The organism is Dyella sp. SG609 (genome assembly GCF_012275375.1).
Lineage (GTDB): Bacteria > Pseudomonadota > Gammaproteobacteria > Xanthomonadales > Rhodanobacteraceae > Dyella_D > Dyella_D marensis.
The window spans coordinates 63,999-87,735 of the sequence record NZ_JAAZQJ010000014.1 but is presented as its reverse complement, the minus strand read 5'-3'; the positions used below and the strand labels follow the sequence as shown (position 1 = coordinate 87,735).

Below are 23,737 nucleotides of genomic sequence, written 5' to 3'. Positions count from 1 at the left end.
AGTCAGCGCTTCTTGAACGGCTTGCCGCCGCCCGGGCGCTTGCCGCCGGGACCGCCCTTGAAGCCGCCCGGACGATAGCCGCCACCGCCGCCGGCACGGCGCGGCGGGGCCTCGCCCGCGCCGCTGTCGTCGCCGTCCCATTCGCGGATGCGCAGCTGCTGCTGCGCCACCCACACCTTCTTCAGGTGCTCGAACACTTCCTTGGGCATGCCGTCGGGCAGGTCGATCAGGCTGTATTCGCTGCGGATGCTGAGGCGGCCGATGTGCTGGCTTTCCAGGCCCGCCTCGTTGGCGATGGCGCCGATGATGTTGCCCGGCTTCACGCCGTGCTCGTGGCCGACTTCCACGCGGTAGGTGCGCTTGCCCTGCTCGGTCTGGTGCGCGCGCACGGGGCGCGTGCCGAATTCGCGCGGCGCGCCGTCGCGTTCGCGCTGCTGGCGCGGTGCGCGCTCGCGCTCGCCGCCGTGGCGGTCCTCGCGGTGTTCACGCTGCTCGCGCGGCGCCTGCTCGCGAAAGCCCTGTTCGCGCGGCGCCTGCTCGCGCTTCGGCGGCGGGCTGAGCAGCAGCGGCTGGTCGCCCTGGGCGATGCGCGCCAGCGCGGCGGCGATCTCGATCGCGGGGATGTTGTGCTCCTGCTCGTACTGCTCGATCAGCTGCTGGAACATGCCCAGCTCGCCCACCGCCAGCGTGTCGCTGATGCGCTGCTTGAACTTGGCGATGCGCACGTCGTTCACCGCCTCGACGGTGGGCAGGCGCATTTCCTCGATCGGCTGGCGCGTGGCGCGCTCGATCGCGCGCAGCATGCCCTTCTCGCGCGGCGTGACGAACAGGATCGCCTCGCCGCTGCGCCCGGCGCGGCCGGTGCGGCCGACGCGGTGCACGTAGCTTTCGGTGTCGTACGGGATGTCGTAGTTCAGCACGTGGCTGATGCGCTCCACGTCCAGGCCGCGCGCGGCCACGTCGGTGGCGACGAGCACGTCGAGCTTGCCTTCCTTCAGCTGCTGGATCACGCGCTCGCGCTGCGCCTGGGCGATGTCGCCGTTGATGGCGGCGGCGGCGAAACCGCGCGCCTGCAGCTTCTCGGCCAGTTCCTCGGTGGCCTGCTTGGTGCGCGCGAAGATGATCATCGCGTCGAACGGCTCGGCCTCGAGGATGCGCGTCATCGCGTCCAGCTTGTGCAGGCCGCTGACGAACCAGTAGCGCTGGCGGATATTGGTATTGGTGGTGGTGGCCGCCTTGATGGTGACCTCGACCGGGTCCTTCAGGTGGCGCTGCGCGATCTTGCGGATCGGCGGCGGCATGGTCGCCGAGAACAGTGCCACGCGGCGCTCCGGCGGGGTGGCTTCGAGCACCTTCTCGACGTCGTCGATGAAGCCCATGCGCAGCATTTCGTCGGCTTCGTCCAGCACCAGATAGCTGAGCTCGGAGAGGTCCAGCGTGCCGCGTTCCAGATGGTCGATGACGCGGCCGGGCGTGCCCACCACGACCTGCACGCCGCGCTTGAGCGCGTGCAGCTGCGGGCCGTAGCTCTGGCCGCCGTAGATCGGCAGCACCTGCAGGCCGGGCATGTGCGCGGCATAGCGCTGGAACGCTTCGGCCACCTGGATGGCCAGCTCGCGCGTGGGCGCCAGCACCAGCGCCTGCGGCTTGCCGGGCTTGAGTTCGATGCGCGACAGGATCGGCAGCGCGAATGCGGCGGTCTTGCCGGTGCCGGTCTGCGCCTGGCCCAGCACGTCGCGGCCTTCCAGCAGCGGCGGAATGGTGGCGGCCTGGATCGGCGACGGCGACTCGTAGCCGACGTCGGACAGCGCCTTGAGCACTTCCGGCTTGAGCGCGAGCGCAGCGAAGCCGGCGGCCGCCGGCTGGGATTCGGAGGACGGGGAGGACATGGGGAACCTCGACAGGGCAGGCGCGGCGCGCGTGCGTGAGAATGCAGGCATTGTAGCAGCCTGGCTGGCCTGAGCTGCGGGATGTAGGGTCAAAAAGCCCATTCCGTGCAGATTTGGCGCCGAAATCCCCGCCCTCAGGCCCCAGGGGCTAACCCTTCTCCCATTGGGAGAAGGTGCCGGCAGGCGGATGAGGGTGCGGGCGGAGCGGGGCGCCGCACTCCGCCGTACCGTTTTTTCCCGTCATTGCAGCCTGCGCCGGAATGACGAGCCTGGGACGCCCGGCTGAGATTCGACTCTGATCAGGCCGGTGGGAGAGCGGCTTCTGCTTATCATGCGTGGCCGCGACGCGATGGATGAAGGAAGACGTATGTCCGAGATCGAAACCGTTACCGAACACCGCAGCTTCAACGGCATACAGGGCTTCTACCGCCACTCGTCGGCAAGCTGCGGCGGCCCGATGCGCTTCGCGGTATACCAGCCGCCGCAGGCCGCTTTGCGCGCCTGCCCGGTGCTGTACTTCCTGGCCGGCCTGACCTGCACCGAGGAGACCGCCACCATCAAGGCCGGCGCGCAGCGCGTCGCGGCGGAGCTGGGCCTGGTGCTGGTGATGCCGGATACCAGCCCGCGCGATACCGGCATCGAAGGCGCCACCGGCGACTGGGAGTTCGGCGAAGGCGCAGGCTTCTACGTGGATGCCACGCAGGCGCCGTGGTCCTCGCGCTTCCGCATGCACAGCTATGTGGCGGACGAACTGCCCGCGCTGCTGGCGCGGCACTTTCCGGTGGAGCTGGAACGCAGCGGCATCTGCGGCCATTCGATGGGCGGGCATGGCGCGCTGACCATCGCACTGAAGCATCCCGAGCGCTATCGCTCGGTGTCGGCGTTCGCGCCGATCGTCGCGCCCACCCAGGTGCCGTGGGGGCGCAAGGCGCTGCCGCGCTATCTCGGCGCAGACCCCGCCGCGTGGGCGGCGTACGACGCCTGCGAGCTGGTGCGCGAGCGCACGTTCGGCGGCGAGATCCTGATCGACCAGGGCGAGGCGGATAAATTCCTGGCCGAGCAATTGCGCCCGGAACTGTTCGACCAGGCCTGCGCCGAATCCGGCCAGGCGCTGCAGCTGCGCCGCCACGCCGGCTACGACCACAGTTACTGGTTCATCGCCAGCCTGATCGAGGACCACCTGCGCCACCACGCGCGGGCGCTGGAGGCATGACCATCCTGCTGACGCCGCGCACGCGCATCCGCCACGCCAGCGAAGCGGATGCGGCCGCGCTGTGGCGTTTCCGCATGGAGAACCGCGCGCATCTGGCGCCGTGGGAACCGCTGCGCGAGGAGCGCTACTACACGCTGGGCCATAGCGCGCAGACCATCGCGGACTGGCGCGAAGCGATCCGGCTCGACCGCGGCTACGCCTTCCTGGTGCTCGGCCACGACGAGCGCGAAGTGATCGGCACGTTCAATCTCGCCAACCTGGTGCGCGGCGTGTTCCAGGCCTGCCATCTCGGCTACGCCGTGGCGCAGCGCTGGCAGGGGCAGGGCCTGATGCGCGAAGCGCTGGAGAGCGGGCTGGCCTGGGCGTTCGGTCCGCTGGGGCTGCATCGCGTGATGGCGAACTACATGCCGCGCAACGAACGCAGCGGGCGCCTGCTGGAGCGGCTGGGCTTCGAGCGCGAGGGTTATGCGAAGCGCTATCTGTGCATCGGCGGCGAGTGGGAGGACCACGTGCTCACTTCGCTGATCCATCCCAGAGGGTAGGTTAGGGTGAGCCGCAGGCGAACCCCAACAGCGCGAAACGCAGGAGCGTGGTCGTGTTGGGGTTCGCCTGCGGCTCACCCCAACCTACTTCGTGCTTTCGCGTTGTTCAGGCCTTAGCGGCGGGACGACGGCGGCGGCGCTTGTGGTTGCCGTCGCTGGCGCGCTCGGCGCTGCCCTGCTGCGCATGTCCGTGCGGACGATGCGACGGCGCCGGCCGCGACGGACGCTGCTGGCGCTGGCCCTGCGGCTGGCGCTGGCCCTGCACCGGGCGCGGCGCGCCGGCATCCAGGCGCAGCGGCTGCGAGGGTTCGAAGCCGGCCACGTCGGTGATGGCGATTTCCTGCTTGAGCAGGCGGCGGATGTCGCGCAGCAGGCCGGATTCGTCGTGGCTCACCAGCGACACGGCCAGGCCGTCGGCGCCCGCGCGGCCGGTGCGGCCGATGCGATGCACGTAGTCCTCGGCCACCATCGGCAGGTCGAAGTTGATCACGATCGGCAGCTGGTCGATGTCGATGCCGCGCGCGGCGATATCGGTGGCCACCAGCACGGTGATGCGGCCGGTCTTGAAATCGCTGAGCGCGCGGGTGCGCGCGTTCTGGCTCTTGTTGCCGTGGATGGCGGCGGCGCGCAGGCCGGCGGCTTCCAGGTAGCGCACCAGCTTGTCGGCGCCGTGCTTGGTGCGGCTGAACACCAGGGTCTGGCGGCGGCTGTCCTGGGCCAGCACGTGCAGCAGCAGGTCGCGCTTGCGCGCGGCGTCCACCGGATGCACGTGGTGGCTTACCGTGGTGGCCACGGTATTGGGCGGCGTCACCGACACCTCGCGCGGCTCGTGCATGAACTGCATCGCCAGCGCCTTGATCGGCGGCGCGAAGGTGGCCGAGAACAGCAGGGTCTGGCGCTGCCTGGGCAGCGCCGCGAGGATGCGCTTGAGCGCCGGCAGGAAGCCCATGTCGAGCATGCGGTCGGCTTCGTCCAGGATCAGCGTGTCGATGCCGGACAGGTCGACGCTGCGCTGCTGCATGTGGTCGATCAGGCGGCCCGGCGTGGCGATCACCACGTCGACGCCGCGGCGCAGCGCCTGCATCTGCGGGCCCATGCTGACGCCGCCGAAGATGGTGGTGCTGCTCACGCGCAGGTGGCGGCCGTAGTCGCGCAGGTTGTCGTTGACCTGGGCGGCCAGCTCGCGGGTGGGGGTGAGCACCAGCGCATGCGGACGGCGCGTGGCGGCCGGGCGGGCCGAGGACAGCTTGTGCAGCAGCGGCAGCGCGAACGCGGCGGTCTTGCCGGTGCCGGTCTGCGCGGCGGCGAGCAGGTCGTGGCCTTCCAGCACCACCGGAATGGCGCCGGCCTGGATGGGGGTGGGGTTGGCGTAGCCTTGTTCGGCAAGCGCACGCAGCAACGCGGGCGCGAGGCCCAGCGATTCGAAAGACATGTATGGATGCTCCAGAGGCGCAACCCGGAGCGTCTTGCGAACCGCGTTGCAGTGTTCAGTAGGGGAGGGCGGCGGTTGCCGCGCCGCCGAGTATAACCGAATTGTTACGCCGCTGCCTGACCGGGCCGGCGGGCCACCAGCAGGTAGCTGTTGAACGGGGTGTAGCCGAACAGGGGACTCACGGAAACCGCCAGCCCGGCGGCTTCCAGCGGCCCGCGCAGCTCCTCTGAGGAGGGATAGTGCTGGGCACCACCGCGGATCAGCCCGCTTACGCGCAACCACAGTTCCTCGGCCCGCGTGGCGTGGAACCGCCAGCTGCGGTCGCGCAGCACGCTGCGGATGACCAGCGCGCCGCCGAGAGCGAGCCGGCCGATCGCCGCCTGCAGCAGCGCGGCCTGCGCCTCGCGCGGCAGGTAATGCAGCATGTCCAGCAGCGCCACGTGGCCGCGCAGTTCGGGCAGCGCAGCGGCGTCCGAGGTCCGCAGCTCGATCGCGTTCTGCAGCCCCGCGCGGCGTACCGCGGCGCGGCCTTCGGCGATCTTGCGCTCGTCGCGGTCCAGGCCCAGGTAGCGCGGCAGCATGCCGCGCGCATGCAGGTACAGGCCGAGCAGGCCGATGCCGCAGCCGATGTCGAGCAGGGGCAGGGCACTGCCGCCGATGGCCTGCGCGGTGGCCGCATAGACCGGATCGGAAGCGAGCTTGCCGCGCACGTAGCCGCGCTGGAAACGGCTGTCGTAGCAGGCGGCGATGTCTCGGTGCGAGAGGGAAGCCATCGGTCCGCAAAAAATTCCGGGTCCCGCAGACTAGCCTCCGCCCTGCAGCGATTCCATTGGCATGGCGTGAATGTTCCGTACCGGGCGGGAGCGGTCTTGCACCGGGGAGCGCATTGGTGTCTTGTGGCGCCACTCGCCGCCATCGATGGAGCTTCCATGCGCCTGTTCGAGCCCTTGCGCGAACTGAATTCCACGCAGCGCCACACCGTGCTGGCGAGTTTCCTGGGCTGGACGCTGGATGCGTTCGACTACTTCCTGCTGACCTTCGTGATCGTGGCGGTCTCCAAGGAATTCCACGCCGACAAGGCGCAGGTGCTGTACGGCCTGTTCCTCACCCTGGCGGCGCGGCCGCTCGGCGCCTTCCTGTTCGGACGGCTGGCCGACCGCTACGGACGGCGGCCGGTGCTGATGATCGACGTGGTGCTGTTCTCGCTGTTCGAACTGGCCACCGCGTTCGCGCCCACGCTCACCGTATTCCTGGCGCTGCGCTTTCTGTTCGGCGTGGCGATGGGCGGCGAATGGGGCCTGGGCGCGTCGCTGGCGATGGAGAGCATTCCGGCGCGTACGCGCGGGCTGGTCTCGGGGCTGCTGCAGAGCGGGTATCCATGCGGCTTCTTTCTCGGCGCGCTGGTGAACTGGCTGCTGGTGGATCACATCGGCTGGCGCGGACTGTTCATCGTCGGCGCCGCGCCGGCGCTGCTGGTGGTGTACATCCGCGCCAGCGTGCCGGAATCGCCGGTGTGGGAAGCGGGACGCGGGGAGCGCGCCAGGCGCGGCCTGTTCGAGCAGATGCGCGGCCACTGGAAGCTGGCCTTCTACCTCACCCTGCTGATGGCCGCGTTCAACATGTTCAGCCATGGCTCGCAGGACCTGTACCACACCTTCGAGGAAGAGGTGCTGCACCTGCCGACCGGCTCCGGCGCGGCCTTCCTGCTGGTGGCCATGCTCAATCTCGGCGCCATGTTCGGCGGCCTGTTCTTCGGCGGCCTGTCGGAACGCTACGGGCGGCGGCGCACCATGATGACCGCGGCATTGCTGGCCATTCCGGTGATTCCGCTATGGATGCACGGCGGCTCGATGCTGTGGCTGTCGGTCGGCGCCTTCCTGATCCAGGTGATGGTGCAGGGTGCCTGGGGCGTGGTGCCCACCCATCTGAACGAGCTGTCGCCCGACGCCGTGCGCGGCACCCTGCCCGGGGTGGCTTACCAGCTGGGCAACCTGCTGGCGGCTTATACGGCCAATGCGCAGAACCTGATCTCCGAGTGGCGCGGCGGCGACCTGGCCTTCGCCATGGGCGCGTGGATCGCCGGGATTGCGCTGATCCTGGCTTTGCTGGTGTGGCTGGGGCCCGAAAAGCAGGGCGTGGGCTTCGGCGAACGCTGACGGAGGAATCCTTCTCCCCTCGGGAGCACGCGGGGAGAGCACATGGATGTGCTCTGCTTTGAGGAGCGAGGAAGGTGGCGGCAGCCGGATGAGGGTTCGGCCGGAGCGGTGTGCTCCACCCTTGCGCTCCGCCCGTACCCTCACCCCAACCCCTCTCCCAGAGGGAGAGGGGTTCAAGGCCTCTGCTAGAATGTCGTCTTTTCGCACATCACGAGACAGGCAATGAAGGCTGGCAAGGACAAGGTCATCTCGCTCCACTACACCTTGACGGTGGACGGCGAGAAAGTGGAAAGCTCGCTCGATCGCAACGAGCCGCTGTGGGTGCTGCTGGGCCATGGCCAGCTGATCCCCGGCCTGGAGAAGGCGCTCGACGGCCACGAGGCCGGCGCCCAGCTGCAGGTGGAAGTGGCGCCGGAGGAAGGCTACGGCGTGCGCCAGGAAGGCCAGATCCAGCGCGTGCCCAAGAAGTATTTCCAGAACGGCCAGAAGCTGAAGGCCGGCGACACCACCGTGCTGGCGCTGAAGCAGGGCGGCCACCGCGTGGTGGTGGTGCACAAGGTGGGCATGAGCGCGGTCGACGTGGACCTCAACCATCCGATGGCCGGCAAGACGCTGCACTTCGACGTCACCGTCAACGAAGTGCGCGATGGCAGCGAGGAAGAAATCCAGCACGGCCACGCGCATCCGCCGGGCGCCGAGGCGCACTGAGCGCTGCGTTCGCGACGGCATGAAAAACGGCGCCCTGGGGCGCCGTTTTTTTTTCGCCTGGCGGTGGGCCGATCAGGCGGCCAGGGTGATCTGTACGTCCACATTGCCGCGGGTGGCGTGCGAGTAGGGGCAGATGTCGCTGTGCGCGGTATCGATCAGCTTCTGCGCCACCTCGCGGTCGATGCCCGGCAGGCTCACTTCCAGCTTCACTGCGATGCCGAAGCCGGTCGGCTCGCGCGGGCCGATGCCGACCTGGGCGGTGACCGAGGCATCCTTCAGCGCCACCTTCTGCTCGCGCGCCACGTAGCGCACCGCGCCTTCGAAGCAGGCCGCATAGCCGGCGGCGAACAGCTGTTCCGGGTTGCTGCCGTGGCCGCCCGGGCCGCCGAGTTCCTTCGGCACCTTCAGGTCGAAATCGAGCACGCCATCGCTGCTCTTGATGTGGCCTTCGCGGCCGCCGTGGGCGGTGGCGGTGGCGGTGTAGAGGATCTTGCTGACAGTGCCGTTGCTCATGATCGTTTCCTCGGTGGGTGTGATGTGGTGCGGGGTGGGTGATGGGTAAGGTCAGGCGTCGGTGCTCAGTACCCGCGCGGCGAGTTCTCGCAACTCGTCGCGCAGGCGGCGCATGTCGTCGGGCTCCATGCAGAGCCGGGCCGCCAGACAGGCGGGGATCGATTCGGCCGACGCGCGCAGCTCGCGGCCGGCCGGGGTCAGGCGGATTTCCACTTCGCGCTCGTCGCTGCTGCGGCGCTCGCGCGAGACCAGGCCGGCCTGCTGCAGGCGCTTGAGCAGCGGGGTGAGCGTGCCGGAGTCCAGTTGCAGGCGGCGGCCCAGTTCGCGCACCGTCACGCCGTCCTGCTCCCACAGCACCAGCATGGTCAGGTACTGCGGATAGGTGAGGTCCAGCGACTCCAGCAGCGGGCGGTACGCCGCGGTCACGGCGCGCGAGGCGGCGTAGAGCGCGAAGCAGAGCTGCTGGTCGAGCAGCAGGATGTCCGGGCTGGTGGAGGGCTTGGCGGTCTTCATGGGGACGAACCTTAGGCGCAAAATTCAATTGTGTACAATTGAATTTTTCAATCGGAGCGATAGTCGGGACGGGGGAGCGGGGAGCGGGGAACGGGGAACGGGGAACGGGGAACGGGGAACGGGGAACGGGGAGCGAGGAGCGAGGAGCGAGGAGCGAGGAGCGAGGAGCGAGGAGCGAGGAGCGAGGAGCGAGGAGCGAGGAGCGAGGAGCGAGGAGCGAGGAGCATGAGGGAGAGCGCGGCCTTCAGCCTCGTATCACTCCATAAATTCCCTGTTCCCCGTTCCCCGTTCCCCGCTTCAATCCAGCAGCCGTTTGCCGAAGGCGAAATGGTCCTTCCAGTACGGACCGTCGATATCGTCCAGCCGCACCGTGCCGCCGCTGTTGGGCGCATGCACGAAGCGCCCCTTGCCGACGTAGACGCCGACATGGCTGATGCCGCTGCCGCTGCCGAAGAACACCAGGTCGCCGCTCATCAGGTCGGTCATGGTGCCGACCCGGTGGCCGCTCATGGCCGACATCTCGCGCGAGGTGCGCGGCAGCTGCAGGCCGGCCGCCTGGCGATAGATGTAGTCGACCAGGCCGCTGCAGTCGAAGCCACCGTCCGGCGTATTGCCGCCCCAGCGGTACGGCGTGCCGACCAGGGCGATGGCGCGGAACAGCACGTCGTTGGCCGTGCCCGCGGCGCCGTCCGGCGCGCGCGCCGGCAGATTGGCCAGCGCGGAGCGCGATTCCTTATAGGTGGGCTGCGGCCGTCGCGGCGCGCTGGAGCAGGCCGCCAGCGCCAGCAGCACCATGGCCAGCGCCGCATGCCGCAGCGCGAGCGGCGGGCAGGTGGTCGGGGCGGCGTTGGCCTGGCGCATCGGAATTCCCTGGCGAGCGACGGCGCGAGGCTAGCAAATCAATAAGTTGGATGGAAGTCTTGAGGGTTGATCTGAGGCTCGACAGCGATTGAGATCGCCGCTCACTTCACCGGCGTTCTGGCGACGGTGACGGCCCGCTCCTCCAGCACCTTGCCGTCCGCATCGCGTACGCGCACCCGGTAGTCGCCGGGGAACAGGTAGAGCGCGCTCTGCGCGTCGGCGTCCAGGAAGGCGAAGCGGTCCGCGGCCACGGCCGTGTCGGCTTCTTTCGCGTAGAACGCCTCCACCAGGCAGGGGAATTTCTCCTTGCACAGGCCGCCGTCGACGGCCAGCGGCAGCCGCTGCCCGCCCAGCCCCAGCCAGTCGGGGCGCTTCTCGTCTTCACCCGGGGGCTTGGCGGGAATCAGCGCACCGTCCAGCGTGTACCAGCCGGGCACGGCCTTGGCGTCCTTCGGGGCGTTGCCGTCGGGCGGCAGGATCACCGACACGTCGTGCAGCGTCGGATCCGAACTCCAGGCCGCCGCGCCGGTCGCGCCGGCTTCGGGCTTGCGCTCCAGCACGATCGGCACGGTGGGATGGAAGGCCGCCACCAGCTGGTCATAAGCCGCATGCGGCACGCGCGGATTGGCTTCGCGGAACTGCGTCTGGTCGATCGACAGCGGCTCGATGCCGCTCAAGCGCGCCAGCTCGGCCGCCATCGGCGCGGCCCAGCCCAGCCGGCCCTTGGCCTTGTCGATATGCGCGTAGCCGGCATGCACGAACAGGCGCGCCTGCGGATGGTCGGCGAGCACGCGCTTGTAGAGGTTCTTGGCCTGGCCGGTTTCGCGCCCGGCGGTGGAGGAGTTGTCCGATTCGTACGGCACCACCACGAAGCCCAGTTGCAGCGCGCGGCGTACCAGCTCGCCGTACAGCGGCTCGTGCAGGTATTCGCTGCCGCTGTTCGTCAGCGGATAGCCGCGCCTGGCCAGTCCGGTGTCGTCGTCGCCCAGCGCCTCCACCGCGAAGTGGGTGAAGCCGGCGGCCTTCAGGCGCGGCAGCAGGGCCAGGGTGAGCTCGCGCGTGTGCGGATCGTGGTGCGCCTCGTTGATCAGCACCAGCCGGCGCCCCGTGGCGAGGCGGGTGATCGCCGTGGCGGCATCCACCGCCTGCCAGTCGCCGATCGCGGGCAGCGGATCGCTGTAGACCTTGCGGCTGTCGATGGGGAAATCGCGCAGCGCCTGGCTGTACAGGCCCAGCTCGCTTTCGGTGGTGGCCAGCAGCTGCTTGGCCACCAGGCGCTGGTTCAGCGGCAGCTTGTGCATGGCCACCAGCAGATAGCGGTAGCGCGCCAGGTCGTCGGTGAGCGGCTTGAGCTCGCGCAGCAAGGCGAGCGTGGAAGGGTCGATGTCGCTGGCGCGCGCCGCGCCGCCGTACAGCAGTCCGAACGCACAGCAGATGGCCGCGGCCATGCGCGAAACCCGGTGACTCGATGGCATGAATCCGTTCCCCCTTGATGCGTGAAAGCTAGTTGCACCGAAACGAAAAATGCAAAAGCACTGCAACAAACCCTGTCAGGGAGCGACCTCCAGCCTGCGCTCCGCCAGCGTGCGGCCCTGCGCATCCGCGGCGCGCAGCACGTACTTGCCCGGATACAGATAAAGCGAACTCATCCCGTCCGCGGCGAGGAAGGCGAAACGGTCGGCGGGGATCGCGTCGTCGTTCTCGTCCGCATGGCGCGCTTCCACCACGCAGGGGATATGCCCCGCGCACAGGTCGGTGGTGATCAGGCGCGAACTGCGCTTGCCGTCCAGGGTGAGCCAGCGCGGCCGGCGCTGGTGGCCGGGCGGCGGCAGGATCACGTCGACGTCGTGGCGCGTGCGGTCGGCGCTCCAGGCGCTGCCGTCGTCGCGGCGCACCAGCACCACCGCGCGCTCGGGTCTGTAGAGCGCGAGCAGCTGGCGATACGGATCGTTGTCCAGCTTCACGCCGATATCGCGCCAGCGGGTCTGGTCGATGCTGAGCGGATCGAAGCCGGTCAGCTGCTTCAGCTGCATCGCCATCGGCTGCACGCCGGCGCCGAGATTGCCGGGCGCCTTGTCGATATGCGCGTAGCCGGCATGGATGAACAGCCTGGCCTTGGGGTCGGCCGCGAATACCTTGCGATACAGCTGGCGCGCCTGGCCGCTTTCGCGTTCGCCCGCGGTGTTGGCGTCCGACTCGTAGGACACCACCACGAAGCCCAGCTTCAGCGCCTGCCGCACGATCTCGCCGTACAGCGGTTCGTGCAGGTACTGGCTGCCGCTGGCGGGAATCGGGTAACCGCGCCTGGCCAGCTCGGGATCGCCGTCGTGCAGCGCCTCGGCGGCGAAATGAGTGAAGCCCGCGGCGCGCAGGCGCGGCAGCAGGGCCAGGGTGAGCGCGCGGGTGTGGCCGTCGTGGTGGGCCTCGTTGATCATCACGATGCGCCGGTCCGCGGCGAGCTTCGCGATGACCTCGGCGGCATCGTCCGCGCGCCATTGCTCCGGCTGCGGCAGCTCGCCTTCGTAGCTCACGCGGTTGTCGAACGGGAAGTCGCGGATCGCTTCGTCGTACAGCCCCAGCTCGTCCTCGACCGCGGCCAGCAGCTGCAGCGGCATGATGCGGTCGTCGTGTTCCAGGCGCGGGATGGCGTCGGCCAAGTGCTGGTAGCGCTGCAGGTCGGACTTCAGTGGCTGCAGCTCGGCGTACAGGTCGCGCGCCTGCGCCGGGTGGCCGGCGGCCGCGGCGAAGCCGGCACTGCATAAGCCCAATCCCATGGCGAGGCCCAGCCGCAGGTACCGGCGCGCCACGCCCAGCTGCATGTCCATGCCTACCCCCGGATACGAGGCCGGCGGGGGAGCAGCCTCGCGCCGCTACAATAGCCCGTATGGATGCTTCGCGCAGTGATGTTCTGATCCTCGGCGGCGGCGTGATCGGCCTCGCCAGTGCCTATTACCTGTTGCGGGCCGGCGCCTCGGTCCGCGTGCTGGAGCAGGGGACGCCCGGCTGCGGCAGTTCGCACGGCAACTGCGGCACCATCACGCCCAGCCACGCGGCGCCGCTGGCGATGCCGGGCATGGTCGGGGTGGCGCTGCGCTCGATGTTCCGCGCCGACGCGCCGCTCTATCTCAACCCCCGGCCCGACCCGGAGCGGCTGCGCTGGCTGCTGGGCTTCGCGCGGCGCTGCAACTGGCGCGATTTCGAACGCGCCACGCGGGCCCGCTCGGCGATCCTGCAGCGCTCGCGCGGGCTGCTCGAAGCGCTGGTGCGCGACGAGGCGCTGGACTGCGAATTCGTGCCCGGCGGCGAGCTCTATGTCTACCGCGGCCGCGCGCAGATGGAGGCCGACGAGCGCCATCACGCCCAGGTGCTGGACCGCCTTGGCATCGAAGTGGAACGCCTGCGCGGCGACGCGGTGGAAGCCCTGGAGCCGGCCCTGCTGCCCGGCGTGGCGGGTGGCCTGTTCCACCCGGGCGATGCGCAGCTGCGGCCCAACCGCTACGCGGCTGAACTGGCGCGCCGCGTGCGCGAGCTCGGCGGCGTGATCGAGAGCGGCGCGCGCATCGACCAGTTCGGCCTGCAGGGCGGCCGCATCTCGCACGTGCGCACCACCCGCGGCGTGTTCCATGGCGAGCAGGTGGTGATGGCGCTGGGCGCCTGGTCGCCGCTGCTGGGCAAGCTGCTGGACCTGCGCCTGCCGATGCAGCCGGGCAAGGGCTATTCGATCACCTACACCCGTCCGGAACGGGCGCCGCGCCATGCGCTGGTGCTGCGCGAGGCGGCGGTGTGCGTCACCACCTGGGGCAGCGGCTATCGCCTGGGCAGCACCATGGAATTCTCCGGCTATGCCGAAGGCCTGAACCGCACGCGCCTGGATGCGCTGCGCCGCGGCGCGGCCGCCGCGCTGCGCGAGCCGGAAGGCCCGGAGGTGGTGGAAGAATGGTGGGGCTGGCGGCCGATGAGCATGGACGAGGTGCCGCTGATCGGCCCGAGCACGCGCTGGTCGAACCTGTTGCTGGCCACTGCGCACGGCATGCTCGGCGTGAGCATGTCGGCGGCCACCGGCGAACTGGTCGCCGCGCTGGCCGGGCGCGGCGCGCCGGCGATCGATCCGGCGCCGTATGCCCCGGCACGCTTCGGCCTGTGAGTCCTTGACGTGGACTTACAGCAGCGGCCGTTAGCTTGCCCCGTTTCGTACCGCAGCTTGATGGCGAGGAACCTCGACGCATGGCCGACACCTACGACCTGATCGTGCTCGGCGCCGGCTCCGGCGGACTGGCCATGGCCTTCCGCTCGGCGCGGCACGGCGCGCGCGTGGCGCTGCTGGATCCCGGCGCGCTGGGCGGCACCTGCGTCAATGTCGGCTGCGTGCCGAAAAAATCCCTGTGGTTCGCCGCCCAGCTCGCGCATGCGATGCAACTGGCGGGTCCCTACGGTTTCGAAGGCGGGCCGGGCCGGTTCGACTGGGAACATTTCCGGCAGCGGCGGCTGGCTTATATCGACGGCATCAAGCTGCGCTACGAAGAGCGCCTCGCCGCCGCCGGCGTGCACTGGTTGCGTGAAGCCGGGCGCTTCGTGGCGCCGGACACCATCGCCACCGACAGCGGCGCCGAGCTGCGCGCGCCGCAGATCGTGATCGCCACCGGCGCGCGCGCGCAGCGCCCGCCGCTGCCGGGCTTCGAGCTGGGGCTGGTGTCCGACGACATGTTCGGGCTGCGCGAACTGCCGCGGCGCATGGCTGTCGTCGGCGGCGGCTATATCGCGGTGGAATTCGCCGGCCTGCTGCGCGCGCTGGGCAGCGAGGTGACCCTGCATGTGCGCGATCGCATGCTGCGCAGCTTCGACGACGAGGTGGTCGCTTCGCTGGAAGAGCACATGCGCACCCAGGGCATCACCTTCGCCGATGGCGCGCGCATCGCCGGTGCGCGCCGCGACGGCGACGCGATCGTGCTGGACGACGCCAGCTGCGGCGAACGCGGTCCTTACGACGCCGTGCTGTGGGCGCTGGGCCGCGTGCCGAATACCGAGCGGCTCGATCTCGACGCCGCCGGCGTGCGCTGCGACGGCCTCGGCCACGTGCTCACCGACCCCTGGCAGAACACCAACGTGCCCGGCATCGCCGCGCTCGGCGACGTCACCGGCCGCCTCGCGCTCACGCCGGTGGCGGTGGCCGCGGCGCGGCGCCTGGCCGACCGCTGGTTCGGCGGCATGAACGAGGCGAAGCTCGACTACGACGACGTGCCCAGCGTGGTGTTCTCCGAGCCGCCGCTGGGCGCGGTGGGCCTGACCGAGGCGCAGGCGCGCGCGAAGTTCGGCGACAGCGTGCGCGTCTACCGCAGCCGCTTCACGCCGATGCAGTGGTCGCTGGCCGGCTTGCACGGGCAGACCCTGATGAAACTGGTCTGCGTCGGCGCGGACGAGCGCGTGGCCGGCGTGCACGTGCTGGGGCCGGGCGCGGACGAGATGCTGCAGGGCTTCGCGGTGGCGGTGAAGATGGGCGCATGCAAGCGCGACCTCGACGCCACGGTGGCGATCCATCCCAGCTCCGGCGAAGAGCTGGTGCTGATGTCGTAGGTTGGGGCGAGCGCAGCGAACCCCGACGTGGCATTCCCCATGCGCGGTCTGTTGGAGTTCGCTGCGCTCACTCCAACCTACGGCGGTGCCGCCGGTACACTGCGCCGATGGATACCTACACCCTGCATCGAGGCAGCGCTCCGCTGCTGATCAGCCTGCCGCACGACGGCAGCTTCATTCCCGAGCCGATCGCGGCGCGCCTGCATCCGCATGCGCGCCGCGCGCCGGACACCGACTGGCACGTCGGCCGCCTGTACCAGCCGCTGGCCGAACTGCTCGGCGCGAGCGTGATCCGTCCGCAGGCGTCGCGCTATGTGGTCGACCTCAATCGCCCGGCCGACGGGCATGCGCTGTATCCGGGACAGCGCGAGACGGGCCTGGTCTCCACCATCGGCTTCGACGGCGAGCCGCTGTATCTGGACGGACAGGAGCCCGATGCGGCGGAAGTTCAACAGCGGGTAAACGATTATTGGCGTCCGTATCACCAGGCGCTCGCGCAGGAAATTGCGCGGCTGCTGGCGGCGCACGGCCGCGTGGTGGTGTGGGAAGGCCATTCGATCCGCAGCCGCGTACCGATGCTGTTCGAAGGCCGGCTGCCCGACCTCAATCTCGGCACCGCCGACGGCGCCAGCTGCACGCCCGCGCTGCAGGCGCAGCTGGCGGCCTGCCTGAAGGCGCAGTCCGACTACGTCTGCGTGGTCAACGGCCGCTTCAAGGGCGGCTACATCACGCGGCACTACGCGCGGCCGGAGCAGGGCGTGCAGACCGTGCAGCTGGAGCTGGCCCAGCTCAATTACATGGACGAGGAAAGCTTCGCCTACGACGAGGCGAAGGCCACGCGGCTGCAGCCGCTGATCCTCTCGCTGCTGCGCCTGTGCGTGGCGTAAGCGCAAGGAATTTCGACCGGTAACGCGCCAGCGGAAAGTCAATAAGCGCGCGGTGTTTGCATGCACGGCGCGCGCTGATTTTCCGGTTCCAGCGCGGCGCGGAACGTGCCAAGGTAAACCCGCCGCGCCACCCGCGACGCCGGGTTCCGGCCGGGCCCGCGGCGACTTAAAAAGCTTTCGAGGTTTTCCCCATGCGCAAACTGGCCATCGTTTCTCTGCTGATCGCGGGTATGGCTCTTACCGGATCGGCGTTCGCCCAGGATGGCGCGGCCGCGCCGCAGACGGGCACGACCAAGTCGGCGACGCATCACGCCAAGCATTCCAAGAGCAAGGGCCACAAGGCCGCGAAGGGCTCCAAGAGCTCCAAGAAGAGCGCCATGCCGGCCACCACCACCACGCCCTGAGCGCAGGTCGGTGGATCGAAGCCCCGGGGCTCAGGCCGCCGGGGCTTTTCTTTGCGCGCTTGAAGCCCCTCTCCCCCCGGCGACCCGAAGGTAGTCCCCGTGGGAGAGAGGGGTGAGGGTACGGGCGGAGTAGCAAGAGTGATGTGCGCCGCTCCGGCCGAACCCTCATCCGGCTGCCGCCACCTTCTCCCGGAGGGAGAAGGACCCACATTCAACTATTTCGAGGACAACGCCGCGATGCACTTCAGCTCGATCGCGATCGGCGTCGGCAGGTCGGTGATGCCCACCGTGGTGCGGCAGGCGTCGACGCCGGCGAAGTATTCCGCGTAGAGGCGGTTGTAGATCGGAAAGTCGCGCGCCATGTCGGTGAGGAAGACGGTGACGTCGACCAGGTCTTCCCAGCGCGCGCCGCTGGCTTCCAGCACGTGGCGCACGTTGGCGAACACCTGCCGGCACTGCGCCTCGATGTCGTAGCTGAGCAGGCGTCCGTCGGCATCGGTGACATTGCCGGGAATGCCGTTGCTGCCCGGCATGCGCGGACCCACGCCGGAGAGAAACAGCAGGTTGCCCACGCGCCGCGCGTGCGGATACGCGCCCACCGGGGCGGGCGCGCGGTCGGTGCGGACGACGCCGTCGTTCATCGCGGCAGGGCCGGGCCGGTGGTCAGGCGCCGCAGCGCATCCTGGTAGGCCGGATACAACTGCTCGCGCGAACTCACGTGTAGACCGAGGTCGTTGATGTGCCCGTCGAACAGGCTGTAGCACCAGGCGTGCACGGACAGCTTCTGCCCGCGCTCCCACGCGTCCATCACCATGGTGGTGTGGCAGACGTTGACCACCTGCTCGATCGCGTTGAGTTCACACAGGCGCGTATTGCGCAGCTGCATCAGGTCCAGCGAGGCGAGCATGCCGGTGTGCTTCTGCGCGACGTCGGCCACGTGGCGCAGCCAGTTGTCGACCAGGCCCAGGCGGCGGTCGTCCAGCACCGCCTGCACGCCGCCGCAGCCGTAGTGGCCGACCACCAGGATGTGTTCGACCTTCAGCACGTCCACCGCGAACTGGATCGTGCTCAGGCAGTTGAGGTCGGTATGCGACACCACGTTGGCGACGTTGCGCTGCACGAAGATGTCGCCCGGCGGCAGGTCGACGATCTGCGTGGCCGGCACGCGCGAATCGGAGCAGCCGATCCACAGGTACTTCGGCGCCTGCTGCTGGGCGAGGCGTTCGAAGAAGTGCGGGTCCTCGCCGCGTACGGCGGCGGACCAGCGGCGGTTGCTGTCGAGCAGGTCTTGCAGGGGGCTGTTCAAGGCGAGGCCTCTTCAGTAGCGGATGCAGATGTTCTTGGGTTCGGTAAAGAAACGCAGCGCCTCGACGCCGCCTTCGCGGCCGACCCCGGATTGCCGGGTGCCGCCGAATGGCGTGCGCAGGTCGCGCAGCAGCCAGCAGTTGATCCAGACGATGCCGACGTCCAGCCGCGCACCGAAGCGGTGCGCGCGCGAGAGGTCGGCGGTCCACAGCGAGGCGGCCAGGCCGTAGCCGGTGCCGTTGGCGATCGCCAGCGCCTCGTCTTCGTCGTCGAACGGGATCAGGCTGACCACGGGGCCGAAGATCTCGTGCTGGTTGGTGGCCGCTTCCGGCGCCAGGCCTTCGACGACCGTGGGCGCCACGTACCAGCCGCCGGCGAGCGGGCCGGGCAGGGCGAGCGACTCGCCGCCGCACAGCACCTGGCCGCCCTCCGCGCGGGCCTGCTCGATGCAGCCCATGACTTTCTCGAAATGCTCGCGCGAGACCAGCGCGCCGAGATCGCTGGATGCGTCGCGCGGATCGCCGACGCGCAGCGCGCGCACCCTGGCCAGATAGCGTGCGCGGAAATCGTCGTAGATCGAACGCTGCACCAGCAGGCGCGAACCGCACAGGCAGATCTCGCCCTGGTTGGCGAAACCGGAGCGCACGATGGTGTCGAGGTTGGCCTCGCTCAAGTCCGCATCGGCGAACACGATCGCCGGATTCTTGCCGCCCAGTTCCAGCGACAGCTTCTTGAAGCGCGGCGCGGCCGCGGCGGCGATCTGCGCGCCGGTGCGCGTGCTGCCGGTGAAGGAAATCGCCTTCACCTGCGCATGCTCGACCAGCGCCTGCCCCACGCTGGGGCCGCGGCCCTGCACGATGTTCAGCACGCCCGGCGGAAAGCCGGCCTCGATGCTCAGCTCGCCGAGCAGGGCGGCGGTGCAGGGCGTGATCTCCGACGGCTTGGCCACCACCGCATTGCCGGCGGCCAGCGCGGGCGCGATCTTCCAGGTGAACAGGTACAGCGGCAGGTTCCACGGGCTGATGCAGCCCACCACGCCGAGCGGCTGGCGCAGCGTGTAGTTGATCGCGCCCAGCTCCATCGCGTGCGACTCGCTGCTCCACGGCACGATCGCCGCGGCGAAGTAGCGCAGGTTGCTGACCGCGCGCGGGATGTCGAGGCTGCGCGCCAGGCTCAGCGGCTTGCCGCTGTCGCGCGATTCCAGCGCGGCGAATGCGTCCAGGCGTGCTTCGACCAGATCCGCCAGGCGTTGCAGCAGGCGGGCGCGCTGTTCGCTCGGCGTGGCGGCCCAGGCGGGTGCGGCGGCGTGCGCGGCGGCAACCGCGGCCTCGACATCGTCGGCGCTGGAATCGGGGCAATGCGCGAAAACCTCGCCGCTGGCCGGCTCGAACACATCGAGCCAGCGATCCTGGCGCGGCGCCTGCAGGCGACCGTCGATCAGGTTGGCGAGGCGCAGGCTGGGCATCCTGGGAAGCTTAATCCTTGAGGCTCCTCAATGCACCGGACGCTGGGGTATGGCTTGGGGTGGAGCGGGGAACAGGGAACGGGGAACGTGCGAGCAATGCGAGAACCGGGCTCTTCATTTCCCCGTTCCCTATTCCCCGTTCCCCATTCCCCGCTCTTCACGCCAACGCGCGCGTGCGGCCGCCATCGACCGCGATGCTCACGCCGTTGACGTAAGCCGCCGCGGGCGTGCACAGGAAGGCGATGACCGAGGCGATTTCCTCCGGCTCGCCGAAGCGGCGCGCCGGCACCGTGGCCAGCATGCCGCGCTCCAGTTCCTCGCGGCTGCGGCCGCTGCTGGCGACCTGCGTATCCAGCAGGCCGTCCAGGCGCGCGGTGCGGGTATAGCCCGGCAGCACGTTGTTGACGGTGATGCCGTCGGCGGCCAGTTCGCCGGCCAGGGTCTTGGCCCAGGCGGCGACGGCGGCGCGGATGGTGTTGGACACGCCCAGGCCCGGGATCGGTTCTTTCACCGAGGTGGAAATCACGTTGACGATGCGGCCGTAGCCGCTGTCGCGCATGCCCGGCAGCACCGACTGCACCAGCGCCTGGCCGGCCAGCAGATGCTGGCGGAACGCCGCCTCGAACGCCGCGCCTTCGGCGGTGTATGCCGTGCCACCCGGCGGGCCGCCGGTGTTGTTGATCAGGATCTGCACGGGTTCCGCCGCGACGGTGTCGGTGGCGGCGGTAAGCAGCTTGGCGGTATCGAGCATGTCGGCCGCCTGCCAGCGGTGCAGTTGCGCGGCATGCGTGCGCGGAAGTTCGGCGGCCAGCGCCTTGAGCGCTTCGGCGGAACGCGCCAGCAGGGTGACATTGGCGCCGAGGGCGGCCAGTTCGACGGCGGCGGCGCGGCCGATGCCTTGCGAGGCTCCGCACACCAGGGCGTGGCGCCCGCTCAGATCCAGCTGCATGACGACGCTCTCCTGTTATCGGCCCTGTTATCGGCCTATAGCCGGCCCGGTTGCCAGCGGTGATCGGATGGCGATCGGCGAATCAGCGCGCCATCCACTGCAGGGCCAGCGCGGCGAACCAGCATAGCCATGCGCCCCACGAAGCGTAGCGCCACACCCGTCGCCAGCGGGTGACGGTGGCATCTTCCAGCGCGGGCAGGATCGGCGAACGCAGCGCGAGCTGCAGCCGCATCCAGATGCCGAACAGGCCGGCGCGGCCGGTTTCCGTCTCGGCGATGATCTTCCACTGCGATGGATGGTGATCGCGCAGCCGCTTGGCGATGCGCAGCTGCGCGAAGAAATGCAGCAGGAAGAACACCACGCCGGCGAGCAGAAGCGAGAGATAGAGCGTGAGCATGCGGGTGATTCCGGGGGTATGCGTAAGCGTCGGCGCGGACGATCAGTGCGGCTTGGCGGTGTCGTCGGACTTGGCCGGGGTGTCGGCCGCCGGCGTATTGATCGTGCCGGGCTTGGCTGCCGCATCCGCGCCGGGCCACAGCGGCACCGGCAGCGCGGTGCGCAGCGTGTTGAGCACGCCGTCGCCCTTCGCCGCCTTGCCGCAGATGGCGCTGTCCACCGCATCGGCGAAGGTGCTGTTCATCAGGCCGACCCACACCGAGCCGTCCGGCCCATGCGGAATGGTGAAGCTGCCCGCGGCGGCCATCTTCACCGGCGCCTCGGCGGAGAACGCCGCCGGCGACTGCTCCCAATACGTGCTTCCGGCCTGCTGCTTGGCCGAGCTGTACAGCACCAGGTAACGCGCCTGCTTGCTGGTGACCTTGACGCTGCCGAACGCGCCGGTGGTCTCGCTGGTCCAGCCCATGTGCTCGCACAGCGTGACGTCTTCACTGCTGATCGGCTGGAAGGCTTCGTCGAGCAAGGTGACGGTGGGGCCGAACAGATAGCTGGCGCGCAGCCAGCGGCCGTTCAATTCGGACTTGATCGCGATGCGGTACGGCAGCTTGCTGTCCGGCGGCAGGCGGAAGCTGATGAAGTAGCTGCGCTCGCCGTTGATGCTGGCGACCAGGCTGCCCGGGCCCAGCTCGAAGCGCTTGGGTTCCCACGGCAGCAGGGTCTGGAACGAGAAGTCGGCATAGCTGCTGCAGCAGGGCGTGGCCTGCTGCAGCGTGGCCTTGGCCTGCTCAAGCGCGGTGCTGCTGTCTTCCGGCGGCCGGAAGTTCGGCGGCACCAGCTTCTTGACCTGGTGGCAGGCGCCGAGGGCCAGCAGGCCCAGGGCAAGCAACGGAGCGAGAAGCAGTCGGCTGGAGCGCATCTTCGAGATCAGAACTCGGCGGTGCCCGCGGCGCGCGGGTAGGGGATGGCGTCGCGGATGTTGGCAAGACCGCAAACGTAAACCAGCAGGCGCTCGAAGCCCAGCCCGAAGCCCGCATGCGGCACGCTGCCGTAGCGGCGCAGGTCGCGGTACCAGCCGTAGGTGGCGGCATCGAGACCGAACTTGGCCATGCGGCGGTCGAGGTAGTCCAGGCGTTCCTCGCGCTGGCTGCCGCCGATGATCTCGCCGATGCCGGGGGCCAGCACGTCCATTGCGGCGACGGTTTTCTCGTCGTCGTTGAGGCGCATGTAGAAGGCCTTGATCTGTTCCGGGTAGTTCATCACCACCACCGGGCGGCCGACGTGCTTCTCGGCGAGGTAGCGCTCGTGCTCGGTCTGCAGGTCGATGCCCCAGGCCACCGGGAATTCGAACTTCTGGCCGCAGTTCTTCAGGATCTCCACCGCGTCGGTGTAGTCGATGCGCTCGAACGGCTGGGCGATGAAGTTCTCCAGGCGCGTGACCGCTTCCGGCAGCACGCGCTCGGCGAAGAACGCCATGTCGTCCGCGCGCTCGTCCAGCACGGCCTTGAAGATGGCCTTGAGGAAGGCCTCGGCGCAGTCGGCGTCGGCGGCGAGGTCGGCGAAGGCGATCTCCGGCTCGACCATCCAGAACTCGGCCAGGTGGCGCGGCGTGTTGGAGTTCTCGGCGCGGAAGGTGGGCCCGAAGGTGTAGACCTTGCTCATCGCCAGCGCGTACGCCTCGACGTTGAGCTGGCCGGACACGGTGAGGAAGGCCTCGCGCCCGAAGAAGTCCTTGCGGAAATCGATCTTGCCGTCGGGCGTGCGCGGCAGGTTGGCCAGGTCCAGGGTGGACAGGCGGAACATGTCGCCGGCGCCTTCGGCATCGGAGGTGGTGATGATCGGCGTGTTGATCCAGAAGAAGCCCTGCTCGGTGAGGTGGCGGTGGATCGCCGTCATCATCGTGTGGCGCACGCGGGTGACCGCGCCGAACAGGTTGGTGCGCGGACGCAGGTGGGCGACCTCGCGCAGGAACTCCATGGAGTGCTGCTTGGGCTGGATCGGATAGGTTTCGGGGTCGTCGACGAAGCCGGTGACCTCGATCCGGTCCGCCTGCAGCTCGAAGCTCTGGCCCTGGCCCTGCGAGGGCACCAGGGTGCCGCTGGCGATCAGGCCGGCGCCGGCGGTGAGGTGCTTCACCTCGGTTTCGTAGTTGGCCAGGGTGGCCGGCACCACGGCCTGGATCGGGGCGAAGCAGGAGCCGTCGGTGATATTGACGAAGGACAGGCCGGCCTTGGAGTCGCGCCGGGTACGCACCCAGCCCCGGACCGTCACCTTGCTGCCGGCCTCGAGCTTGCCGGAGAGGGCCTGTTTGACACTGACCACCGTCATGGATTGAAACTCCTGCTGGGGTGCCGCATCTGGCACATGTAATCGTTGTAGGACCGGGCCTGGATGCCCCGCCGCATCGCAGCGCCGGGGGCAAACCTGCATCATAATGTAGGCTTCGTCCGGACCGCGACGTTCCGATCCCCATTTCGTGCCATCAGTTCCCGCCATGAGCATCAGCATCACCCCCGCCGCCAGCGAACGCATGCGCCACTTCCTGGCCACCACGCCGGGTGCCGCCGGCATCCGCTTCGGCGTCAAGCGCACCGGCTGCTCGGGCTTCGCCTACGTGGTGGACCTGGCCGCCAGCGTCTCCGCCGAGGATCAGGCGCTGGACGTGGACGGCGTGCGCCTGATCGTCGATGCCAAGAGCCTGCCCCTGGTGGACGGCACCGTGATCGACTTCCAGCGCCAGGGCCTCAACGCGGCCTTCGTGTTCCACAACCCCAACGCCACCGGCGAGTGCGGCTGCGGCGAGAGTTTCACCGTCTCCTGAATTTAGAGCCCCTCTCCCTCTGGGAGAGGGGTTGGGGTGAGGGTACGGCCGGAGCGCAAGAGTGATGTGCACCGCTCCGCCCGTACCCTCATCCGGCTGCCGCCACCTTTTCCCG

General features: G+C 69.3%; 24 protein-coding genes. 9 read left to right on the top strand and 15 right to left on the bottom strand.

Going from position 1 to position 23,737, the window contains the following annotated elements:
* Positions 1 to 2 precede the first annotated feature (2 nt).
* Positions 3 to 1,889, bottom strand: coding sequence for a DEAD/DEAH box helicase (locus FHW85_RS20030; RefSeq protein ID WP_168649442.1), 1,887 nt, complete (start codon positions 1,887 to 1,889; stop codon positions 3 to 5).
* Between the two features lie 367 nt (positions 1,890 to 2,256).
* On the opposite strand from FHW85_RS20030, the gene fghA reads away from it, so the two are divergent.
* Both fghA and rimJ read left to right on the top strand, forming a co-directional pair.
* On the top strand, positions 2,257 to 3,102 hold the full coding sequence (gene fghA / locus FHW85_RS20025; protein ID WP_168649441.1) for an S-formylglutathione hydrolase: 846 nt from the start codon (positions 2,257 to 2,259) through the stop codon (positions 3,100 to 3,102).
* Positions 3,099 to 3,644 carry a ribosomal protein S5-alanine N-acetyltransferase gene (gene rimJ, locus FHW85_RS20020; RefSeq protein ID WP_168649440.1) on the top strand — a complete coding sequence of 182 codons (546 nt, stop codon included), beginning with the start codon at positions 3,099 to 3,101 and terminating at the stop codon, positions 3,642 to 3,644. The genes fghA and rimJ overlap by 4 nt, the downstream gene beginning before the upstream one ends.
* Positions 3,645 to 3,750: 106 nt before the next feature.
* Here the strand turns inward: rimJ and FHW85_RS20015 are convergent, their stop codons facing one another.
* Complete coding sequence (locus FHW85_RS20015; RefSeq protein ID WP_168649439.1) at positions 3,751 to 5,076, bottom strand: DEAD/DEAH box helicase; 1,326 nt, start codon at positions 5,074 to 5,076, stop codon at positions 3,751 to 3,753.
* Positions 5,077 to 5,180: 104 nt separating this feature from the next.
* Positions 5,181 to 5,849 (bottom strand): class I SAM-dependent methyltransferase, encoded by a 669-nt coding sequence (locus FHW85_RS20010; protein WP_168649438.1) that lies wholly within the window; start codon positions 5,847 to 5,849, stop codon positions 5,181 to 5,183.
* A 156-nt stretch (positions 5,850 to 6,005) separates the two neighbouring features.
* On the opposite strand from FHW85_RS20010, the gene FHW85_RS20005 reads away from it, so the two are divergent.
* Together FHW85_RS20005 and FHW85_RS20000 are read left to right on the top strand one after the other, a co-directional pair.
* Positions 6,006 to 7,232: an MFS transporter gene (locus FHW85_RS20005; RefSeq protein WP_168649437.1), complete on the top strand. Its 1,227-nt coding sequence runs from the start codon at positions 6,006 to 6,008 to the stop codon at positions 7,230 to 7,232.
* A 222-nt stretch (positions 7,233 to 7,454) separates the two neighbouring features.
* Positions 7,455 to 7,940 carry a peptidylprolyl isomerase gene (locus tag FHW85_RS20000; RefSeq protein WP_167258012.1) on the top strand — a complete coding sequence of 162 codons (486 nt, stop codon included), beginning with the start codon at positions 7,455 to 7,457 and terminating at the stop codon, positions 7,938 to 7,940.
* A gap of 72 nt (positions 7,941 to 8,012) precedes the next feature.
* Here the strand turns inward: FHW85_RS20000 and FHW85_RS19995 are convergent, their stop codons facing one another.
* The 5 genes from FHW85_RS19995 to FHW85_RS19975 all read right to left on the bottom strand — a co-directional run bounded on the left by FHW85_RS19995 (position 8,013) and on the right by FHW85_RS19975 (position 12,652).
* Positions 8,013 to 8,453, bottom strand: coding sequence for an organic hydroperoxide resistance protein (locus FHW85_RS19995; RefSeq protein ID WP_167258014.1), 441 nt, complete (start codon positions 8,451 to 8,453; stop codon positions 8,013 to 8,015).
* 51 nt (positions 8,454 to 8,504) lie between these two features.
* Positions 8,505 to 8,966, bottom strand: a complete 462-nt coding sequence (locus FHW85_RS19990; RefSeq protein WP_168649436.1) for a MarR family transcriptional regulator — start codon at positions 8,964 to 8,966, stop codon at positions 8,505 to 8,507.
* Positions 8,967 to 9,263: 297 nt separating this feature from the next.
* Positions 9,264 to 9,761 (bottom strand): C40 family peptidase, encoded by a 498-nt coding sequence (locus tag FHW85_RS19985; RefSeq protein ID WP_168649474.1) that lies wholly within the window; start codon positions 9,759 to 9,761, stop codon positions 9,264 to 9,266.
* 167 nt (positions 9,762 to 9,928) lie between these two features.
* Positions 9,929 to 11,302 carry a hypothetical protein gene (locus FHW85_RS19980; protein WP_246866830.1) on the bottom strand — a complete coding sequence of 458 codons (1,374 nt, stop codon included), beginning with the start codon at positions 11,300 to 11,302 and terminating at the stop codon, positions 9,929 to 9,931.
* 75 nt (positions 11,303 to 11,377) lie between these two features.
* The gene (locus FHW85_RS19975; RefSeq protein WP_246866829.1) at positions 11,378 to 12,652 is read right to left on the bottom strand and encodes a hypothetical protein; all 1,275 of its coding nucleotides are present in this window, start codon (positions 12,650 to 12,652) and stop codon (positions 11,378 to 11,380) included.
* 59 nt (positions 12,653 to 12,711) lie between these two features.
* Here FHW85_RS19975 and FHW85_RS19970 point away from each other — a divergent pair, with 59 nt between their 5' ends.
* The 4 genes from FHW85_RS19970 (at position 12,712) to FHW85_RS19955 (ending at position 16,689) form a co-directional block, all read left to right on the top strand.
* Positions 12,712 to 13,971, top strand: a complete 1,260-nt coding sequence (locus FHW85_RS19970) for an FAD-dependent oxidoreductase (protein ID WP_167258020.1) — start codon at positions 12,712 to 12,714, stop codon at positions 13,969 to 13,971.
* Between the two features lie 80 nt (positions 13,972 to 14,051).
* The gene (gorA, locus tag FHW85_RS19965; RefSeq protein ID WP_168649435.1) at positions 14,052 to 15,398 is read left to right on the top strand and encodes a glutathione-disulfide reductase; all 1,347 of its coding nucleotides are present in this window, start codon (positions 14,052 to 14,054) and stop codon (positions 15,396 to 15,398) included.
* A 107-nt stretch (positions 15,399 to 15,505) separates the two neighbouring features.
* Positions 15,506 to 16,285 (top strand): N-formylglutamate deformylase, encoded by a 780-nt coding sequence (gene hutG, locus FHW85_RS19960; RefSeq protein WP_168649434.1) that lies wholly within the window; start codon positions 15,506 to 15,508, stop codon positions 16,283 to 16,285.
* 191 nt (positions 16,286 to 16,476) lie between these two features.
* Positions 16,477 to 16,689, top strand: a complete 213-nt coding sequence (locus FHW85_RS19955; protein WP_167258026.1) for a hypothetical protein — start codon at positions 16,477 to 16,479, stop codon at positions 16,687 to 16,689.
* 215 nt (positions 16,690 to 16,904) lie between these two features.
* On the opposite strand, the gene FHW85_RS19950 is transcribed toward FHW85_RS19955, so the two are convergent.
* From FHW85_RS19950 to asnS, 7 genes are all read right to left on the bottom strand, one after another.
* The gene (locus FHW85_RS19950; protein ID WP_168649433.1) at positions 16,905 to 17,330 is read right to left on the bottom strand and encodes a Rid family hydrolase; all 426 of its coding nucleotides are present in this window, start codon (positions 17,328 to 17,330) and stop codon (positions 16,905 to 16,907) included.
* A complete protein-coding gene (gene can, locus FHW85_RS19945; RefSeq protein WP_167258030.1) occupies positions 17,327 to 17,995 on the bottom strand; it encodes a carbonate dehydratase in 669 nt (222 codons plus the stop codon). The genes FHW85_RS19950 and can overlap by 4 nt, the downstream gene beginning before the upstream one ends.
* A gap of 12 nt (positions 17,996 to 18,007) precedes the next feature.
* Positions 18,008 to 19,459, bottom strand: coding sequence for an aldehyde dehydrogenase (locus tag FHW85_RS19940; RefSeq protein WP_168649432.1), 1,452 nt, complete (start codon positions 19,457 to 19,459; stop codon positions 18,008 to 18,010).
* Between the two features lie 157 nt (positions 19,460 to 19,616).
* Complete coding sequence (locus FHW85_RS19935; protein WP_167258034.1) at positions 19,617 to 20,408, bottom strand: SDR family oxidoreductase; 792 nt, start codon at positions 20,406 to 20,408, stop codon at positions 19,617 to 19,619.
* Positions 20,409 to 20,490: 82 nt separating this feature from the next.
* Positions 20,491 to 20,805 (bottom strand): hypothetical protein, encoded by a 315-nt coding sequence (locus FHW85_RS19930; protein WP_167258036.1) that lies wholly within the window; start codon positions 20,803 to 20,805, stop codon positions 20,491 to 20,493.
* Positions 20,806 to 20,847: 42 nt separating this feature from the next.
* The gene (locus FHW85_RS19925; protein WP_167258038.1) at positions 20,848 to 21,720 is read right to left on the bottom strand and encodes a MalM family protein; all 873 of its coding nucleotides are present in this window, start codon (positions 21,718 to 21,720) and stop codon (positions 20,848 to 20,850) included.
* An 8-nt stretch (positions 21,721 to 21,728) separates the two neighbouring features.
* Positions 21,729 to 23,129 carry an asparagine--tRNA ligase gene (gene asnS, locus FHW85_RS19920; RefSeq protein WP_167258040.1) on the bottom strand — a complete coding sequence of 467 codons (1,401 nt, stop codon included), beginning with the start codon at positions 23,127 to 23,129 and terminating at the stop codon, positions 21,729 to 21,731.
* Positions 23,130 to 23,295: 166 nt separating this feature from the next.
* On the opposite strand from asnS, the gene FHW85_RS19915 reads away from it, so the two are divergent.
* Complete coding sequence (locus FHW85_RS19915) at positions 23,296 to 23,622, top strand: iron-sulfur cluster assembly accessory protein (protein WP_168649431.1); 327 nt, start codon at positions 23,296 to 23,298, stop codon at positions 23,620 to 23,622.
* Positions 23,623 to 23,737 lie beyond the last annotated feature (115 nt).

Excerpts from the sequence above, each read along its gene's own strand:
- FHW85_RS20030 (WP_168649442.1), bottom strand. The coding sequence starts at position 1,889 with ATGTCCTCCCCGTCCTCCGAATCCCAGCCGGCGGCCGCCGGCTTCGCT.
- fghA (WP_168649441.1), top strand. The coding sequence starts at position 2,257 with ATGTCCGAGATCGAAACCGTTACCGAACACCGCAGCTTCAACGGCATA.
- rimJ (WP_168649440.1), top strand. The coding sequence starts at position 3,099 with ATGACCATCCTGCTGACGCCGCGCACGCGCATCCGCCACGCCAGCGAA.
- FHW85_RS20015 (WP_168649439.1), bottom strand. The coding sequence starts at position 5,076 with ATGTCTTTCGAATCGCTGGGCCTCGCGCCCGCGTTGCTGCGTGCGCTT.
- FHW85_RS20010 (WP_168649438.1), bottom strand. The coding sequence starts at position 5,849 with ATGGCTTCCCTCTCGCACCGAGACATCGCCGCCTGCTACGACAGCCGT.
- FHW85_RS20005 (WP_168649437.1), top strand. The coding sequence starts at position 6,006 with ATGCGCCTGTTCGAGCCCTTGCGCGAACTGAATTCCACGCAGCGCCAC.
- FHW85_RS20000 (WP_167258012.1), top strand. The coding sequence starts at position 7,455 with ATGAAGGCTGGCAAGGACAAGGTCATCTCGCTCCACTACACCTTGACG.
- FHW85_RS19995 (WP_167258014.1), bottom strand. The coding sequence starts at position 8,453 with ATGAGCAACGGCACTGTCAGCAAGATCCTCTACACCGCCACCGCCACC.
- FHW85_RS19990 (WP_168649436.1), bottom strand. The coding sequence starts at position 8,966 with ATGAAGACCGCCAAGCCCTCCACCAGCCCGGACATCCTGCTGCTCGAC.
- FHW85_RS19985 (WP_168649474.1), bottom strand. The coding sequence starts at position 9,761 with ATGGTGCTGCTGGCGCTGGCGGCCTGCTCCAGCGCGCCGCGACGGCCG.
- FHW85_RS19980 (WP_246866830.1), bottom strand. The coding sequence starts at position 11,302 with ATGCCATCGAGTCACCGGGTTTCGCGCATGGCCGCGGCCATCTGCTGT.
- FHW85_RS19975 (WP_246866829.1), bottom strand. The coding sequence starts at position 12,652 with ATGGACATGCAGCTGGGCGTGGCGCGCCGGTACCTGCGGCTGGGCCTC.
- FHW85_RS19970 (WP_167258020.1), top strand. The coding sequence starts at position 12,712 with ATGGATGCTTCGCGCAGTGATGTTCTGATCCTCGGCGGCGGCGTGATC.
- gorA (WP_168649435.1), top strand. The coding sequence starts at position 14,052 with ATGGCCGACACCTACGACCTGATCGTGCTCGGCGCCGGCTCCGGCGGA.
- hutG (WP_168649434.1), top strand. The coding sequence starts at position 15,506 with ATGGATACCTACACCCTGCATCGAGGCAGCGCTCCGCTGCTGATCAGC.
- FHW85_RS19955 (WP_167258026.1), top strand. The coding sequence starts at position 16,477 with ATGCGCAAACTGGCCATCGTTTCTCTGCTGATCGCGGGTATGGCTCTT.
- FHW85_RS19950 (WP_168649433.1), bottom strand. The coding sequence starts at position 17,330 with ATGAACGACGGCGTCGTCCGCACCGACCGCGCGCCCGCCCCGGTGGGC.
- FHW85_RS19940 (WP_168649432.1), bottom strand. The coding sequence starts at position 19,459 with ATGCCCAGCCTGCGCCTCGCCAACCTGATCGACGGTCGCCTGCAGGCG.
- FHW85_RS19935 (WP_167258034.1), bottom strand. The coding sequence starts at position 20,408 with ATGCAGCTGGATCTGAGCGGGCGCCACGCCCTGGTGTGCGGAGCCTCG.
- FHW85_RS19930 (WP_167258036.1), bottom strand. The coding sequence starts at position 20,805 with ATGCTCACGCTCTATCTCTCGCTTCTGCTCGCCGGCGTGGTGTTCTTC.
- FHW85_RS19925 (WP_167258038.1), bottom strand. The coding sequence starts at position 21,720 with ATGCGCTCCAGCCGACTGCTTCTCGCTCCGTTGCTTGCCCTGGGCCTG.
- asnS (WP_167258040.1), bottom strand. The coding sequence starts at position 23,129 with ATGACGGTGGTCAGTGTCAAACAGGCCCTCTCCGGCAAGCTCGAGGCC.
- FHW85_RS19915 (WP_168649431.1), top strand. The coding sequence starts at position 23,296 with ATGAGCATCAGCATCACCCCCGCCGCCAGCGAACGCATGCGCCACTTC.